Source organism: Streptomyces malachitofuscus, from assembly GCF_055571035.1.
In genome coordinates this window covers 109,577-125,320 of sequence record NZ_JBVIGA010000024.1, presented here as the reverse complement: position 1 = coordinate 125,320, position 15,744 = coordinate 109,577, and the positions used below count along the sequence as shown (strand labels likewise).

The following is a 15,744-nucleotide window of genomic DNA, read 5'->3' as shown; positions in this document are numbered from 1 at the left end:
ACCCCGCGAAACACGAGGGTGACGGGGCCGGACACGGGTCAGACCTTCACTGCGCGGTTCAATGAAACACTTGAAGGCATGCGATTTCTCCTCGAAGTGGCCATGGACGACGACGCGCTGACCAAGGACCCGGCGGGCGAGCTGGGACGGATCCTGCGGTACTGGGGCGGGAATCTGCGGCACTACGCGATGGAGCCCGGGGACGGGGCGGCGGTCTACGACTCGGAGTACCGCGAGGTGGGGCGGTGGAAGGTCGAGGACGTGACCTGAACGGGGTCGGCCTCGGCGAGGGCACGGCGGCACAGGGCGTCGGCTCTGCGGGTGGTTTCCGGCAGGCGGTAGGCGGGGGCCAGGGCGAGGGTGTGGGCGCAGGCGTTGTCCAGACTCACGCGGTGGCCGACCGAGACGAAGACCGGCTTCACGGCGTCCCTGGTGCGCAGCGCGCGGCCGACCTCCTCGCGGCCGGCGAGCAGCGGTGAGGTGCTGCCGCGCGGGGTGTCCGGTTCCTCGTGGGTGAAGGTGAAGGGGTTCTTGGCGACGCCGATCGTCGGCAGGCCGGTGAGGACACCGAGGTGGCTGGCCAGGCCGAAGCGGCGCGGGTGGGCGCGGCCGTAGCCGTCGCAGACCACGAGGCCGGGCGGGCACGGCAGGGCGTCCAGGGCCGCCAGCACGGTCGGGATCTCGCGGAAGGCGAGCAGGCCGGGGACGTACGGGAAGGAGACGCGGCCGACGGCCGTGGACTCGGCGACGACGTCCAGGGTCGCGGCGTCCAGGACGACGGCCGAGGCGGCGACGACGTCGCGCTCGTCGTCGTACGCCACGTCGACCCCGGTCACCCGGCCGGTGCCGGGCGGCGGGCCCGCTTCGTCGAGCACCACCCGCGCGCGGAGCCGGTCCTGGACCGCTCGGGCCTCTTCCTCGGTCACGGGCCAGTCGGCCGGTGTGCGTACGGTCGTCATGGTGCCCCGAGCCTACGGGGCGGGTGTGCTCCGCGCGGAGGGCGCCTCCCGGTCCTTCCCACCGCGCGGAGGCGGCTCACTTGCCGAGCGCCCGCTGGAGCTGACTCTTGTTCATGCTCGAACGGCCTTCCACACCCTTCTTCTTGGCCTCTTCGTACAGCTGGTCCCGGGTGGGCCCCTGGGAGCCCTTCCCGGACCGCTGGCCGCCCCGTTTGCCAGACGACATGTCCTGCGTGGAGGTGCGGCTGGCCGTCCTGGACTCGCCGGACCGGGCGCGCTCCTTGTTCACGGTCCGGGCGGCGATCTCCTTGGCGCGCCCGGTGCTCTCGCCCCGGTCCTCGGCGCTCTCCTTGATGTGCTCGTACTGACGCTCCCGCTTGGGGCTGGAACCGCGTGGCATGTCCGCTCACTTCCTCTCGCGTACAGCGAACGGGTACCCACGTTGGCAGCGATCAGGGCACGCCGCATGCGTCAGTGCTCCAGGCGGGCAACCCGTCCCCGCTCCCCCGCCGCCCAGCAGCCGTGGTCGGGCGTGCAGTCGACCGTGTCGTACGAACCGGTGTCGACGGTCCGCCAGGTACGGCCGGCGTCGGTCGTCAGGTCGGTGCCCGTGGGGCCGACCGCGAGGGCGGCGGTGCGGCTGTGCGGGAGCCAGGCGACACCGGAGCGGTAGGCGGGCGGCGAGGCATGGGCCGGGCGCCAGGCGCGGCCGCCGTCGGCGGTGCGTGCGGCCGCGTCGGGCGAGGCCTCGCCGGGGCGGAAGTCGCCGCCGACGGCGAGCCCGTGGGCGCGGTCGCGGAAGGCGAGGGCGAAGACGCCGCGCGCCGGGTCGCCGCCCGGGATCGGGCTGTCGGTGACCGTCCAGGTGCGGCCCCGGTCGGCGGAGTGCAGCACGCGCGCGCGTGCCGCTCCTCCGGTGGCCAGCCAGACGTCCTTCGGCCCGGAGGACACCAGGCACTGGCCGCTCGCCGCGAATCCGGCCTCGCCCTCCAGGGCCGGCGGCATGCCCGTGTCCGGGAGCACCTTCCAGGACCGGCCGCCGTCGCCGGTCGCCAGGATGCGGAACTTCCCGTCCACCGGGTCGCTCATCGCGAGACCGTGGCGGCGGTCGAAGAAGGTGAGGCAGTCGTAGAAGGCACGGGCGTCGGTGTTGCGGAAGGACTCCGTCCAGGTCGCTCCGCCGTCGTCGGTGCGGTAGAGCCGGGACGCCTCGCCCTCGCCGATCGCGAGCACCACGGCCCGCCGCGCGTCGAACGCCTCGATGTCCCGGAACTGCAACTCCCCCGCGCCGGGCGGCGAGACGTTCCGCCAGCTCCTGCCGCCGTCGGTGGTACGCAGGACGGTGCCCGCGGTTCCGGCCACCCAGGCGGTGCTCCGGCTCACGGCGGCCAGCCCTCGGAACCTGATGTCCGGGGTGCCCGTGTCCTTGACCGACCAGTGCGGTGACGTCCGCCCGTCGGGTCCGTGCGCCTGTGCCGGTACGGCCGTCAGGGCGGCCAGGGCCGCCGCGCACACCGCCGCGGCGGTCACCCGGCGGCTTCGTCCCGTCCGTCTCGTCCGTCGCGTGTTCCCCGAGCGCCTCATGGCGGGCGAAGCTAGTCCACCGCCGGGGTGCCGTCCAGAGGGCCTCTCCGGCCGGATCGGGCGCCCCGGGGAACGCGTGAGGAGAGCCGCGTCACTCGGGTGCATGAAGGCGGTGACAGAGGTCACTCGCTTTTCGTGTGCACGGATTGGCTGATTCCGTCGTCTCTTCCAGTAGCCGACCCGATCCGCCCGGAAGCCCGTCCAGCCGTCACGAGGGAGCAAGGCGTTGTCCACCGTCATCGAGCAGCCCGTACAGGCCCGTCTGGTCGCCGCCGCGCCGCGGATGCCGAACATCCCCGCCACCTTGCACTACGACGGCGACGACCCGTTCGCCGTCCGTATGACCTTCCCCGCGCCCGCCACCCTGGAGGGCGTCGAGGTCTGCTGGACCTTCGCCCGTGAGCTGCTCGCCGCGGGCCTGCAGGGTCCCGAGGGATACGGCGACGTACGGGTGCGCCCGTACGGTTACGACCGCACGGTGCTGGAGTTCCACGCCCCGGAGGGGACCGCCGTCGTGCATGTCCGCTCGGGCGAGGTGCGCCGGTTCCTGGAGGCCACGAGCGAACTGGTGCCGACCGGTCTGGAGCACCTCCGGCTCGACCTGGACCACGGCCTCGCGGAGCTGATGCGCGACGCCTGACGGCCGGCCAACGGTCTCCGGCGGTCAGGGCGTTGAGCATTCCGGACGCCGGGCCGCCGGCCTGCGCGTCGTACGTCCCGGCGCCGTGCGGTCCGCGCGCGGCGGCCGGTCCACCGGTTGTCGGCGAGGCGTGCGTCCCGTCGGCGAGCTCCCTCACGGTCCCCGGGTCGACGGTACCGGGGGCGCGGATCCGTCGGCGCCCGGCGCCCACGACGCTGCGGACTGCCTCTCCCGCAGGAACCCGACACGGACGTGCGGCACGTCCGAGGGGTCAGCGGCCCCTGGCCGGTGACGCCAGCGGCACCCCGTCGGCCAGGCCCGCGCACAACTCGCGCAGGACGGCCTCGAACCCGGGCGTCGACTCCCCCGCACGGCGGGTGAGGGCCTCGGCGTGCCGGTCGAGGGAGGCGCCGTCCGGGGTCTTCGGCAGGCCCGCCGCGGCCGCGAGGGCGAGGGCCGCGGCGGTCGGCTCGGGGACGCTCCCGGCGGACGCGGATCCGTCCAGGACCCGGTGGGCCTCCCCGCGCAGGGCGTCCGCGCGGGCGGTGTCGGCCAGGACGTGCTCCACGGACGGGAACACGCCGAGGACCCGGTGCTTCTCGGCCCGCAGGACGCCTTCGGCCACCAGCTGCTCCCGGACCGCGTCCAGGGTGTGCCGCGCGTGCAGCGTCACCCACACGCGCCAGCGGTGCGGGAAGGACTCGGTGACCAGTTCCAGGAGACCGTCAAGGACCGGGTCCCCGGTCCGGGAGTCCAGGTCGACCGGAGTGGCGATGCCGTCGTCGTCGGTCAGCAGGCCGCGACGGGCCAGCTCGGCGAGGGCACCGGCCCGCACCAGGGCGGACAGCCGGGCCGGGCCGGTGTCCCAGGCCAGCAGGCAGAGACGGGCCGGCAGGGAGAGCGGGCCGCGGGGCACAGGGCCTCCTCGAACGGTTGACGTCGCGGTCGTCAGAAAGGCGTTGACAGCCCTTCCCGGCCGCTCCTACGGTGTACAACGCTTCTGTTGCCGTCGATTGGAGAAGGACGTTGCTCGTCTGAGGTTCTGAGACACCGCGTCACACCCTTCGGGTGTGCACGCCGCGTGCGACCTCGGCGTTCGAGCCGTCCTTGTGCTCCCTCCGGAACAGGGCTCTTCTCATGCCCACGGCTTTCCCTTCCGGCTGCCGGTCGTCGTCCCGCGGTGTCTCGATACGCGTTTGCCCCTGATCGCCCCGAGCAACCGCGGAGGCCCGCATGTCACCATCCATCACCTGTACGTCCCTCGCCTTCACCTGGCCCGACGGCACCGCCGTCTTCGAGGGCCTCGACGTCGCCTTCGGCCCCGGCCGCACCGGGCTCGTCGGCGTCAACGGGTCGGGGAAGTCCACCCTGCTGAAGCTGATCGCCGGTGAGCTCACCCCGGCCGACGGCGCCGTCCGGGTCGCCGGCGAGGTGGGCTGCCTGCCGCAGAACGTGACCCTCGACACCGCGCTGAGGGTCGACGAGGCCCTCGGCATCGCCGCCCGGCGGGCCGCGCTGCACGCCATCGAGGCGGGCGACGTGGCCGAGGAGCACTTCGACACCGTCGGCGACGACTGGGACGTCGAGGAACGCGCCCTGGCCACGCTGGGCGAACTCGGCCTCGGTCACATCGGCCTCGACCGCACCGTGGGCGAGGTGTCGGGCGGCGAGTCGGTACTGCTGCGATTGGCGGCCCTGCTGCTGCGGCGTCCGGACGTGCTGCTGCTCGACGAGCCCACCAACAACCTCGACCTGTACGCCCGCAGACGGCTGTACGCGGCCGTGGAGAACTGGCCGGGCGTCATGGTCGTCGTCAGCCACGACCGTGACCTGCTCGACCTGGTCGACCAGATCGCGGATCTGCGCTCGGGCGAGGTGACCTGGTACGGCGGCAACTTCTCGGCGTACGAGGAGGCCCTGGCCGTCGAGCAGGAGGCCGCCGAGCGGATGGTGCGCGTCGCCGAGGCGGACCTCCGCAAGCAGAAGCGGGAACTGGTCGACGCCCAGGTCAAGCTGGCCCGCCGCAAGCGGTACGGCCAGAAGATGTTCGAGCAGAAGCGCGAGCCGAAGATCGTCATGGGGGCGCGCAAGCGCGCGGCGCAGGTGTCCGCGGGCAAGCACCGCATCATGCACGAGGAGAAGCTCTCCGAGGCCAAGGAGCGGCTCGACGACGCGGTGGAGGCCGTACGGGACGACGACGAGATCCGCGTAGACCTGCCGCACACGGCCGTACCACAGGGCCGGGGCGTCCTCACGCTGATGGATCTGGAACTGGCGTACGGCGCCCGGGTGCGGGGCGGCTTCGATCTGCGCGGGCCGGAGCGGGTGGCGCTGATCGGGCGCAACGGCGCGGGCAAGACGACGCTGCTGCGCACGATCGCCGGTGAGCTGGAGCCGGTCTCCGGCGAGGCGAGGGCCCAGGTGCCGCTGCGGTTCCTGCCGCAGCGCCTCGATGTCCTCGACCCGGAACTGACCGTCGCCGAGAACGTGGCCCGGTTCGCCCCGGGCGCCACCAACAACCGGGTCCGGGCCCGGCTCGCCCGGTTCCTGTTCCGGGGCGCCCGCGCCGACCAGAAGGCGGAGACGCTCTCCGGCGGCGAGCGGTTCCGGGCGGCGCTGGCCGCGCTGATGCTGGCGGAGCCCGCGCCCCAGCTGCTGATGCTGGACGAGCCGACCAACAACCTCGACATGGCGAGCGTCCGGCAGCTCACCACCGCGCTGGAGTCGTACGAGGGAGCGCTGATCGTGGCCAGTCACGATCTGCCGTTCCTGGAGTCGATCGGCATCACGCGGTGGCTGCTGATGGAGGGGGGAGAGCTGAAGGAAATCACGACAGAAGATGTCGGCCTTCCCGCCTAGCGTCGGCGGTATGAGCCAGTCCAGCGAGTACATCACCATCACCGGAGCCGGGGAGAACAACCTCAAGGACGTCACGCTCCGCATCCCGAAGGGCCGGCTGACCGTGTTCACCGGCGTTTCGGGGTCGGGGAAGTCGTCGGTCGTCTTCGACACGATCGCGGTCGAGTCGCAGCGGCAGCTCAACGAGACGTTCACCTGGTTCGTCCGCAGCCGGCTGCCCAAGTACGAACGGCCGCACGCGGAGGCTCTGGAGGAGCTGACGCCCGCGATCGTCGTCGACCAGCGCCCCGTCGGCGGCCACTCCCGGTCGACGGTGGGCACGATGACGGACGTCTACTCCGTGCTGCGGGTGCTGTTCTCCCGGCACGGCACACCCAGCGCCGGACCGGCGACGGCGTACTCGTTCAACGACCCGTCGGGCATGTGCCGTGAGTGCGACGGCCTGGGCCGGACCGTACGGCCGGACTGGGACCGCATCCTCGACGCGGACCGCTCCCTCGCCGAGGGGGCGGTCCGCTTCCCCCCGTTCGCGGCGGGAAGCTGGCAGGGTCAGGCGTACACCAACAGCGACGAGCTGGACCCGCACAAACCGGTGCGGGAGTTCACCGCCGTCGAACGGGAGTTCCTGATGCGGGGTCGCCCCGGCAGCAAGGTCACCGTGAACGGGACGGGCGGCACCTGGACCACGGAGTACGAAGGGCTCGCCGACCGCTTCGAACGCCTCTATCTGAAGCGGGACCTGGCCGGGATGAGCGACAGGACCCGGGAGATGGTGCGGGAGTTCCTGGCCGAGGGTGTCTGCCCCGCCTGCCGGGGTGCCAGGCTGAACGACGCGGCGCTGGCCTCCCGGATCGGCGGCCGGTCCATCGCCGACTTTGCCGGGATGCAGGTCACCGATCTCATCGCCGTGCTGCGGGAGATCGACGACCCGGTGGCCGGTCCGATCGCCGGGGCGGCCGTCGCCGCGTTGGAGCGGATCGAGACGATCGGCCTCGGCTATCTGAGCCTCGACCGGGAGACGTCCACGCTCTCCGGCGGCGAGGGGCAGCGGCTGAAGACGGTACGGCACCTCGGGTCGAGCCTGACGGGGATGACGTACATCTTCGACGAGCCCAGCGTCGGACTTCATCCGCGCGACGTCCACCGGCTCGGTGAGCTGCTGCTGCGGCTGCGCGACAAGGGCAACACGGTGCTGGTCGTGGAGCACGACCCGGATGTCATCGTGCTGGCGGACCATGTCGTCGACATGGGGCCGGGGGCGGGCGCCGAGGGCGGCAGGGTGGTGTTCGAGGGGACACCGCGGGAGCTGGCCGCCTCGGGCACCTTGACGGGGCGGTGCCTCGGGCGGCGTCCGAGGGTCAAGGACACGGTGCGGGAGGCGGCGGGCGAGCTGTGGGTGAAGGGGGCCGACCGGCACAACCTGCGCGAGCTCACCGTGCGTTTCCCGGCCGGTGTGCTCACTGCGGTGACGGGGGTGGCGGGTTCGGGCAAGAGCACGCTGGTCACCGAGTTCACCGCCGCCCACAGCGACGCCGTGGTGGTCGACCAGTCCTCGATCGGCATCTCGGCGCGGTCCACCCCGGCGACGTATCTCGGGATCATGGACACGGTGCGGAAGATCTTCGCGCGGGAGACGGGCGCGGAACCGGGGCTGTTCAGCTTCAACTCCGACGGCGCCTGCGGGACCTGCGGGGGCCGCGGGACCATGTACACCGATCTGGCCTTCATGGACCCGGTGACGACGACCTGCCCCGCGTGCGAGGGGCGGCGGTTCAAGGACGAGGTGCTGCGGCTGACCGTCGGCGGCCGCTCCGTCGCCGACGTGCTGGCGATGACGGCCGACGAGGCCCTGGACTTCTTCCAGGACACGGGCGTACGACGCCGGCTCCGCGCCCTGCGGGACGTCGGCCTCACCTACCTCACGCTGGGGCAGCCGCTGTCCACCCTCTCGGGCGGTGAACGACAGCGCATCAAGCTCGCCACCCGGCTGCACCGAAAGGGGGTGGTGTACGTGCTGGACGAGCCGACGACCGGGCTGCACATGGCGGACGTGGACGGTCTTGTGGGCCTCCTGGACCGGCTGGTGGACGCGGGCAACACCGTGATCGTGGTCGAGCACAACCTTGACGTCGTCGCACGCGCCGACTGGGTGATCGACCTCGGCCCGGACGGGGGGCGGGACGGTGGCCGGGTCGTCTTCGAGGGCACACCGGCCGACTTGCTGGCCGCCGAGGGGTCCTTCACCGGGGAGCATCTGCGGCGGGTGGGGCGCTGAGACCGTTACCCAGTGGTACGTCATGGCGTCGCCGGGGTGGTCCTGTCCGGATTCGCCCTGCATGATGGCTGCGCCGACGCCCGTGGGAGGCCGGCCCGCCGGGCCTCCCAGGTGCGGCGGCCGCCCTGTCGTCCCGTCCGAAAGGCGCACCCGTGCCCAGCAAGAAGGCCCTCGTCCGCCGCCCCTCTCCCCGCCTGGCCGAAGGTCTGGTGACGCACGTCGAACGGGAGGACGTCGACCTCGACCGGGCGGTGGAGCAGTGGGAGGCGTACACGGAGGCCCTGCGCGCCCACGGCTGGGAGACGATCGAGGTGGACCCGGCCGACGACTGCCCGGACTCGGTCTTCGTGGAGGACACGGTGGTCATGTTCCGGAACGTGGCGCTGATCGCGCGGTCCGGCGCGGAGTCCCGGCGTGGGGAGACGTCCGGGGTCGAGGAGGCCGTGGCGTCCCTGGGCTGCTCGGTGAACTGGGTCTGGGAGCCGGGCACACTGGACGGCGGCGACGTGCTGAAGGTGGGCGACACGGTGTACGTCGGCCGGGGCGGGCGCACGAACGCCGCCGGGGTGCAGCAGGTGCGGGCCGCGTTCGAGCCGCTGGGCGCGCGGGTCGTCGCGGTGCCGGTCGCGAAGGTGCTGCACCTGAAGTCCGCGGTCACGGCGCTGCCTGACGGGACGGTCGTCGGGCACATCCCGGCCATGGACGCGCCCTCGCTGTTTCCGCGCTTCCTGCCGGTACCGGAGGAGTCCGGATCGCATGTGGTGCTGCTCGGCGGGGACAAGCTGCTGATGGCGGCGAGCGCGCCGAAGACCGCGGAGCTGTACGCGGATCTCGGCTACGAGCCGGTCCTGGTGGACATCGGCGAGTTCGAGAAGCTCGAGGGGTGTGTGACGTGCCTCTCGGTGCGCCTGCGGGAGCTGTACGCCTGACCCCGGACCGTCATCACCCGTACGGCGCAGCGACCTGCGGCTCCGGGGCATGTGGTGGCGCGCCGCCCGCTCGTACGGACCCCCGCTGATCAGCGGTCTTTACGGTGGTCTTAACCTACGGCTTCGTAACCTACGGCTTCGTAGCCTACGATTCCGTAGGTTCCCGGCACCGCTCGCCGGACCTCCACATGTCACCGTCCCCCTGGAGTCACCCGTGTCGCTCACTTCTCCTCACCTCGGCAGCCCTTCCGTCTGGACCGACGCCCGGCTGTTGTACGCACTGGAAGAAGTGGTCGAGAAGGAGCTCAACCGGCATCTGAAGGTCACCAAGGACTGGATGCCGCACGAGTACGTGCCGTGGAGCGACGGCCGCAACTTCCCCGGCTTCTTCGAGGACGGCGAGGCCTGGGACAAGGAGCAGTCGAAGGTCACCGAGGTCGGCCGGATCGCGCTGGTGGTGAATCTGCTGACCGAGGACAACCTCCCCAGCTACCACCACGAGATCGCCACGCTGTTCGGCCGCGAGGGCGCCTGGGGCACCTGGGTGCACCGCTGGACGGCCGAGGAAGGCCGGCACGGCATCGTGATGCGGGACTATCTGCTCGCCTCGCGGGCCGTGGACCCGGACAAGCTGGAGCAGTTCCGCATGGCGCACATGAGCGAGGGCTTCGAGTCGGACAACCGGCACTCGATGCTCCACTCGATCGCCTATGTCGCCTTCCAGGAACTGGCCACCCGCATCTCGCACCGCAACACCGGCCACCAGTCGGGTGACCCGGTCTGCGACCGCATGCTGGCCCGCATCGCGACCGACGAGAACCTGCACATGGTCTTCTACCGCAACCTCCTCAAGTCGGCGTTCGAACTGGCCCCGGACCTCACCATGCAGGCGGTGCGCGACGTCGTGGTGAACTTCCGGATGCCCGGCCACGGCATCCCCGGGTTCGAGCGGGCGGCCGCGCAGATGGCCATCGGCGAGGTGTACAACCTGCGCATCCACCACGACGACGTGATCCAGCCGGTGCTCCGCTTCCTGAAGGTCCTGGAGATCGACGGGCTGGGCCCCGAGGGCGTCAAGGCCCAGGAGGAACTGGGTCTGTTCATGGGCGGCCTGGACGCCGAAGCCGCCAAGTTCGACGAGAAGCTCGCTGCCCGCAAGGCCCGGATGGCGGCCCGCGCCGGCGGCTGAGACCTGCCGGGCCGAGGAGGGCGGGGCGGCTGGATTCGAACCAGCGTCTTCCCGGTTTTGGAGACCCGGCGCGTCGGCCTCTGCGCTACGACCCCGCCCCTGTACGCAGGGTAAAGGGATCGGGCCGGGTCCCACCAGTCAGTTTCGGCGGATCACCAGGCCGCCTCCTGGTAGTCCTTCAGGAATACGCCGGCCACCGGGTCCCCGGCCTCTCCCCGCACGATGGGGTCGTAGACACGGGCCGCCCCGTCGACGACGTCCAGCGGGGTGCGGAAGCCGGCCCGCGCGATACGGGACTTCTTCGGTGCGGGGTTCTCGTCGGTGATCCAGCCGGTGTCCACGGCGCACATGTACACGCCTTGTTCGGCGAGTGCGGCCGCGCTGGTGCGGGTGAGCATGTTGAGCGCGGCCTTGGCCATGTTGGTGTGCGGATGGCCGGGCATCTTGTTGCGCACCGCGAACCGGCCCTCCACAGCGGTCACGTTGACGACGTAGCGCCGTGGGTGCGGTGAGGCGAGCAGCAGGGGCAGCAGCCGGTCGCACAGCAGCGCCGGGGCGAGGGCGTTGACGAGCTGGGTCTCCAGCACTTCGGCGGGGTCGAGCGCGCCGAGCCTGGCCGACCAGGAGTTCTCCGGGGACGGGTCGGGCAGCAGTCCGGCCTCGTCGGCCTCGCGCAGGGCCACCGGCAGCGTGGCGCGTCCGTCGCCGAGCGTCCGCATCGGGGTGAAGCCCGGCGCACGGCGCGCCCCCTCGGGCAGTTCGTCCCGCTCACCGGAGGCGAGCAGCGCGTACGACTCCGGCGGCCGCCGCACGGTCTGCGCGGCGTTGTTGACGAGGATGTCCAAGGGTTCGCCCTCGCCGCGCAGTTCCTCGCACAGCCCCAGCACCTGGCGGGGGTCGCGCAGGTCGACGGCGAGTATGCGGAGCCGGTCGAGCCAGTTCGCGCAGTCGGGCTCCGCCCGGAAACGGCGGGCGGTGTCGTGCGGGAAGCGGCTGGTGACGGTCAGCTCCACGCCGTCGCGCAGCAGCATCAGCGCCAGCTGGAAGCCGATCTTCACCCGGCCGCCGGTGAGCAGGGCGCGGCGGCCGGTCAGATCGGTGGAGAGTCGGCGCCGGGCGCGGTTGTCGACGGCGCAGCCCGGGCAGAGCCGGTGGTAGAAGGCATCGACCTGTCGATAGGACGACTTGCAGACATAGCAGTGGCGCGACCGGTGGAAGACACCTGGACGGCCCGGGGCCACCAGCGGGGCGTCCTCGCGGCGGTCCGGCGCGCCGGTGGCCGTGGCGGCCATCGTCGCGGCGTCGGCCGCGGACGCCGCATCGTTGCGCGCCCTGCGGCGCCGGGCCTGTCCGTCGCGTACGAAGGAGGCGGCGACATGTTCGGTGCGCAGGCGCACCGGGTCGTCGGCGGGCAGCCGGCGCAGCCGGCCGACCGTGCGGTGGAAGGCGGACAGCTCTTCCTCGGTGATGCCGTCGCCCATGAGGCGCCCCCGTGTGTGTCGTGCCGGGGGACGCGCCGGACGCGGACCGGTGTGCCCTCCCTGCCGTGGAAAGGCGTCCGCTCCGCCGTCCGCCCCTGTGCGGCCCGGACGACCGGCTGCGAACCGCCGTGCGGGCCGGATCGATCGTAGCCACCGGAGCCACGTGGCCCGTACCGGTTTTCCCCGCCCTGACGGGCGGTGACCGTCAGGGAACTACCGTCCGGTGCGCCGCAGTTCCAGGCGCTCCTTCTCCGACAGGCCGCCCCAGACACCGAAGCGCATGTCGTTGGTCAGGGCGTACTCGAGGCAGGTGGCGCGGATCGGGCAGAGGCCGCAGATACGCTTGGCCTCGCGGACCGAACTGCCGGGCTCGGGGAAGAAGAATTCTCCTCCCGTCTGCGCGCACAACGCCTCCTCCTGCCAGGCGAGGTCGGGCGACGGGAATGTGTCGATGTGCATGGCCGGAAGCGTGCCGGACGGCGAAAAACGTTCGATCAACGCCGTATCAACGTCCGGGGCGCGGCCGGCTCCCGTGACCGCATGATGATGGCGCCGGGCGGCCCGGCCCGCACGGCGGCGCGCCGGGGTTCACGTCTGGCGGGGATCCCCCTTGAGGACCGCGAAGCGCGCGCCGTACGGATCCTCCAGGCGGGCGAGCCGGCCGACACCGGCGAGGGACGTGGCGGGCATCCGTACCCTGCCGCCCAGCTCGACGGCCCGGGCGACGACCGCGTCCGGATCCTCCACCCCGATGTAGGGCAGCCAGTAGGGGAGTCCGCTCTCCGCCTCGACGGGGTCGTCGGCCAGCGGGACCAGCCCGCCGAACATGCCCTCCTCCCCCGTCCCGGCGGGGTTGACGGAGGTGTAGACACCGGCGGGAAAGGTCACCGCCGAGGTCTCCCAGCCGAGGGTGGAGTGGTAGAAGGCGGCGGTCCGGGCGATGTCCGGGGTGTAGAGCTCGACCCAGCACAGGGAGCCCGCCTCGCCGGCCGCTTCGATGCCCTTGCGCAGGGAGGGCTCCCAGATGCCGAAGGGGACGCCCGCCTGGTCGGTGAGGATCGCCGTTCTGCCCTGCTCCATCACGTCCATGGGCGGCATGGTCACACCGCCCCGGGCCTGCTGGGCGGCCCGCGCGGTGGCGTCCGCGTCGGAGGTCCGGAAGTAGACGGTCCACGCGGGCGGGCCCTGTTGCGGGGCGCTCTGCATGCCGCCCGCGACGATGCGTCCGGCCAGCTCGAAGAAGCCGTAGCCGCCGGCGTCGGGCCCCGCCGAGCGGAACTCCCAGCCGAACAGGGCGCCGTAGAAGGACGCGGCGCCGTCCATGTCGGAGGTGCCGACGTCGATCCAGTTCGGGGCGCCGTTGACGAAGTGGGTGGTGAGCATGGTGTCTCCTCCTCCGGTGGGAGTCTTCCACCAGCCACTGACAATCACCGCCGGAGCACCCGGACGGGCGCAGCGTTTCTCGCCCCCGCCGCGCCTTCCCGTTCCCGGGGCGCTCCCCCCGGACTCCCGCTCCTCGAACGCCGGAGGGGCTGAATTCAGCCCGTATGGAGGAGTTAGAGGACGAGGCTCGTTCAGGGCCGACCAGCGGAGTCACGCCGACGCGCGGCGGATCAGTGTCGTCGGGAGGATCAGGCCGCCCGCGGCCTGGTCCTGCGCACCCGTGCCGTCGAGCGTGCGCAGCAACAGGCGGGCCATCAGGCGTCCCATCTCCTCTATGTCCTGGCGGACCGTGGTGAGCGGGGGTTCCGTCTGTTCGGCGATCGGGAGCATGTCGTCGAAGCCGACCACCGCCACGTCGTCCGGCACCCGCCGCCCCCGTTCGCGCAGCACGCGCAGCGCGCCCGCCGCCATGAGGTCGTTGGCGGCGAACACCGCGTCGAGGCCGGGGCTGTGCTCGAGGAGTTCCCGCATCGCCCGCTCGCCGCTCGCCGAGGTGAAGTCGCCCTCCACGACCAGCCGGGGATCGGCGCCGGCCACGGCGTCGCGGTAGCCGTCGAGCCGGTCCACGGCCGAGGTCTGGTCGAGGGCGCCGGTGATGTGGGCGATGCGGCCGCGGCCGAGGCCGATGAGATGCCGCACGGCGTCGCGGGCGCCGCCCCGGTTGTCGCAGTCGACGTAGACGACGCCGTCCCGCCCGCCGCTGAAGTCGGGCCGGCCACCGAACACGGTCGGGACCCCGGCGCTCCGGATCAGCCCGGGCAGCGGGTCGTCGACGTGGAGCGAGATGACCAGCGCGCCGTCGACATGGCCGCCGGCGAGGTAGCGGCCGACGCGGGCGTGGTCGTCGCGGTCCTCGGTGAGCAGCAGGACGAGCTGGCTGTCGTGGGCGGTCAGTTCCTTGCTGATGCCGCGCAGCTGGCGGGCGAAGAAGGGGTCGGCGAAGACGCGGGTCTCCGGTTCGGCGACGATGACGGCGACGGCGTCGTGCCGCTTGGTCACCAGGCTGCGAGCGGCCTGGTTGGGGACGTACCCGAGTTCTTCCACCGCCTGCCTCACCCGTTCGGCCAGGGGTTCACGCACCGCGTCGGAACCGTTGACCACGCGGGAGACCGTGGCCCGGGAGACCCCGGCCCGTGCGGCCACCGCCTCCAGCGTGGGGCGCGGCACTGTCTCGGTCACTTGGGCGCTCCTCACCTGCGGATGCGGGAAAGGATATCCCCGGCCATCCACGGGCGAGGGCGCTCTCGGATCATGTCCGGCGCCGTCAGTGCTCGTGCGTCGGTTCCTCCTCGGCGGCGGGCTCATGGGCGTGCTCGTGTTCGTCCGGGTCGTACCCCGGGATGGTGCCGTCCGGTTTCTTCACCAGGAACAGGCCGACCATGCCCATGTCGGAGTGGCTCTGGACATGGCAGTGGTACATCCAGGCGCCCGCTCCGACGCCCTCCCCCGCGATGATCTGGAAGCCGAAGGAGTCGGCGGGGCCGCAGATCTTGTTGTCGATGACCTGGCTCGGGTCGTCGGGCCCGGTGAGCATGCCCGTGCGGTTGTCGGCCCAGCGGTGACCGTGCATGTGGAAGGTGTGGTAGTACTCGCCGTGCGTGATCATGACGATCTCGACGCGGTCGCCCACGGTGGCCTCGAAGTTGGGGCCGGTGTGGGCGGGCTTGTTGTTGATCGACATGTCATTGAAGACGATGGCGTGGGTCGCGTCGGGCAGGACGTCGCCCTTGCGGCGGACGATCACGGGGCCGTAGAGCCCGTTGCGGATGCCTCCGGTGCCGTGCACCGTGCCGACGACGTGGTCGTGGTAGTGCCAGTAGCCGGCGCTGCCGGCCCGCCAGGTTCCGTCGGAGCGCCGGCCCGGCTTGTGGGTGCGCCAGGTGTAGGTGCGGGTGCCGCCGGGCTCGACGTCGCTCTTGTTCTGCTTGGTGCCGTCGCTGGAGATCTCGTAGTCGAGGCCGTGGACGTGCAGGCTCACGGGTACGTCCATGGTGTTCTCGAACTCGATGTGCAGGGTGTCGCCCTCGTTGAGCTCGATCAGGGGGCCGGGGACGGACGCCTTGCCCTTCTCGAAGCCGTAGCCCATCCGTCCGCCGTCCAGCCGTTCGGCGTACATCTTGATGCGCCGCACCTCGCCGCCGGCGGGCGCGGTCTTCGCCGGCTTGTCCGCGCTCACGGCCTCGGGTGCCATGGACAACGATGTCGCCGCTACGGCGCCGCCCAGCAGTACCCGACGGTTGAACCCGCGTCTGTCCATGCCGAACTCCCCACGTGGCTGTCATGAACCTGGGAAACCGTAGCGGCCGCCCCGCTGTTTATCCACACTCAGGACAAAGTTTGGTTCATTGCTGCGATAGGTATTGGCGTGTGGCGCAAAGAGGTCTA

The 15,744-nt window shown here is 71.8% G+C and carries 15 protein-coding genes and 1 tRNA gene; 6 read left to right on the top strand and 10 right to left on the bottom strand.

Annotated features, from left to right (window positions below; translation table 11 throughout):
• Positions 1–78 precede the first annotated feature (78 nt).
• Positions 79–270, top strand: coding sequence for a hypothetical protein (locus tag ACZ44S_RS30055; RefSeq protein ID WP_466934387.1), 192 nt, complete (start codon positions 79–81; stop codon positions 268–270).
• Here ACZ44S_RS30055 and ACZ44S_RS30050 read toward each other — a convergent pair.
• From ACZ44S_RS30050 to ACZ44S_RS30040, 3 genes are all read right to left on the bottom strand, one after another.
• Positions 216–959, bottom strand: coding sequence for an endonuclease V (locus ACZ44S_RS30050; RefSeq protein WP_466934385.1), 744 nt, complete (start codon positions 957–959; stop codon positions 216–218). The genes ACZ44S_RS30055 and ACZ44S_RS30050 overlap by 55 nt on opposite strands.
• Before the next feature lie 76 nt (positions 960–1,035).
• A complete protein-coding gene (locus ACZ44S_RS30045; protein WP_466934383.1) occupies positions 1,036–1,359 on the bottom strand; it encodes a plasmid stabilization protein in 324 nt (107 codons plus the stop codon).
• Between the two features lie 71 nt (positions 1,360–1,430).
• Complete coding sequence (locus ACZ44S_RS30040; RefSeq protein WP_466934381.1) at positions 1,431–2,543, bottom strand: WD40/YVTN/BNR-like repeat-containing protein; 1,113 nt, start codon at positions 2,541–2,543, stop codon at positions 1,431–1,433.
• 226 nt (positions 2,544–2,769) lie between these two features.
• On the opposite strand from ACZ44S_RS30040, the gene ssgD reads away from it, so the two are divergent.
• A complete protein-coding gene (gene ssgD, locus ACZ44S_RS30035; RefSeq protein WP_466934380.1) occupies positions 2,770–3,183 on the top strand; it encodes a spore wall synthesis regulator SsgD in 414 nt (137 codons plus the stop codon).
• Positions 3,184–3,454: 271 nt separating this feature from the next.
• Here the strand turns inward: ssgD and ACZ44S_RS30030 are convergent, their stop codons facing one another.
• A complete protein-coding gene (locus ACZ44S_RS30030) occupies positions 3,455–4,099 on the bottom strand; it encodes a GOLPH3/VPS74 family protein (protein ID WP_466934378.1) in 645 nt (214 codons plus the stop codon).
• 317 nt (positions 4,100–4,416) lie between these two features.
• Here ACZ44S_RS30030 and ACZ44S_RS30025 point away from each other — a divergent pair, with 317 nt between their 5' ends.
• The 4 genes from ACZ44S_RS30025 to ACZ44S_RS30010 all read left to right on the top strand — a co-directional run bounded on the left by ACZ44S_RS30025 (position 4,417) and on the right by ACZ44S_RS30010 (position 10,435).
• The gene (locus ACZ44S_RS30025; RefSeq protein WP_466934376.1) at positions 4,417–6,042 is read left to right on the top strand and encodes an ABC-F family ATP-binding cassette domain-containing protein; all 1,626 of its coding nucleotides are present in this window, start codon (positions 4,417–4,419) and stop codon (positions 6,040–6,042) included.
• 10 nt (positions 6,043–6,052) lie between these two features.
• Entirely contained in the window at positions 6,053–8,317 is a 2,265-nt protein-coding gene (locus tag ACZ44S_RS30020) for an ATP-binding cassette domain-containing protein (protein WP_466934375.1), read from the top strand.
• A 152-nt stretch (positions 8,318–8,469) separates the two neighbouring features.
• Positions 8,470–9,246, top strand: a complete 777-nt coding sequence (ddaH, locus tag ACZ44S_RS30015; RefSeq protein WP_466934373.1) for a dimethylargininase — start codon at positions 8,470–8,472, stop codon at positions 9,244–9,246.
• A 214-nt stretch (positions 9,247–9,460) separates the two neighbouring features.
• Complete coding sequence (locus ACZ44S_RS30010; RefSeq protein ID WP_466934372.1) at positions 9,461–10,435, top strand: acyl-ACP desaturase; 975 nt, start codon at positions 9,461–9,463, stop codon at positions 10,433–10,435.
• A gap of 19 nt (positions 10,436–10,454) precedes the next feature.
• On the opposite strand, the gene ACZ44S_RS30005 is transcribed toward ACZ44S_RS30010, so the two are convergent.
• The 6 genes from ACZ44S_RS30005 to ACZ44S_RS29980 all read right to left on the bottom strand — a co-directional run bounded on the left by ACZ44S_RS30005 (position 10,455) and on the right by ACZ44S_RS29980 (position 15,616).
• Positions 10,455–10,532, bottom strand: a tRNA-Trp gene (locus ACZ44S_RS30005).
• A gap of 55 nt (positions 10,533–10,587) precedes the next feature.
• Positions 10,588–11,916 carry an SDR family NAD(P)-dependent oxidoreductase gene (locus ACZ44S_RS30000; RefSeq protein WP_466934370.1) on the bottom strand — a complete coding sequence of 443 codons (1,329 nt, stop codon included), beginning with the start codon at positions 11,914–11,916 and terminating at the stop codon, positions 10,588–10,590.
• Between the two features lie 213 nt (positions 11,917–12,129).
• On the bottom strand, positions 12,130–12,375 hold the full coding sequence (locus ACZ44S_RS29995; RefSeq protein WP_466934368.1) for a WhiB family transcriptional regulator: 246 nt from the start codon (positions 12,373–12,375) through the stop codon (positions 12,130–12,132).
• A 129-nt stretch (positions 12,376–12,504) separates the two neighbouring features.
• A complete protein-coding gene (locus ACZ44S_RS29990; RefSeq protein WP_466934367.1) occupies positions 12,505–13,299 on the bottom strand; it encodes a VOC family protein in 795 nt (264 codons plus the stop codon).
• Between the two features lie 210 nt (positions 13,300–13,509).
• Positions 13,510–14,538: a LacI family DNA-binding transcriptional regulator gene (locus ACZ44S_RS29985; protein ID WP_466934365.1), complete on the bottom strand. Its 1,029-nt coding sequence runs from the start codon at positions 14,536–14,538 to the stop codon at positions 13,510–13,512.
• An 85-nt stretch (positions 14,539–14,623) separates the two neighbouring features.
• Positions 14,624–15,616, bottom strand: a complete 993-nt coding sequence (locus tag ACZ44S_RS29980) for a multicopper oxidase domain-containing protein (RefSeq protein ID WP_466934364.1) — start codon at positions 15,614–15,616, stop codon at positions 14,624–14,626.
• Positions 15,617–15,744: the final 128 nt, after the last annotated feature.

Bases quoted from the DNA above. Each gene is read 5' to 3' on its own strand.
- ACZ44S_RS30055 (WP_466934387.1), top strand. From the start codon at position 79: ATGCGATTTCTCCTCGAAGTGGCCATGGACGACGACGCGCTGACCAAG.
- ACZ44S_RS30050 (WP_466934385.1), bottom strand. From the start codon at position 959: ATGACGACCGTACGCACACCGGCCGACTGGCCCGTGACCGAGGAAGAG.
- ACZ44S_RS30045 (WP_466934383.1), bottom strand. From the start codon at position 1,359: ATGCCACGCGGTTCCAGCCCCAAGCGGGAGCGTCAGTACGAGCACATC.
- ACZ44S_RS30040 (WP_466934381.1), bottom strand. From the start codon at position 2,543: ATGAGGCGCTCGGGGAACACGCGACGGACGAGACGGACGGGACGAAGC.
- ACZ44S_RS30025 (WP_466934376.1), top strand. From the start codon at position 4,417: ATGTCACCATCCATCACCTGTACGTCCCTCGCCTTCACCTGGCCCGAC.
- ACZ44S_RS30020 (WP_466934375.1), top strand. From the start codon at position 6,053: ATGAGCCAGTCCAGCGAGTACATCACCATCACCGGAGCCGGGGAGAAC.
- ACZ44S_RS30000 (WP_466934370.1), bottom strand. From the start codon at position 11,916: ATGGGCGACGGCATCACCGAGGAAGAGCTGTCCGCCTTCCACCGCACG.
- ACZ44S_RS29995 (WP_466934368.1), bottom strand. From the start codon at position 12,375: ATGCACATCGACACATTCCCGTCGCCCGACCTCGCCTGGCAGGAGGAG.
- ACZ44S_RS29990 (WP_466934367.1), bottom strand. From the start codon at position 13,299: ATGCTCACCACCCACTTCGTCAACGGCGCCCCGAACTGGATCGACGTC.
- ACZ44S_RS29980 (WP_466934364.1), bottom strand. From the start codon at position 15,616: ATGGACAGACGCGGGTTCAACCGTCGGGTACTGCTGGGCGGCGCCGTA.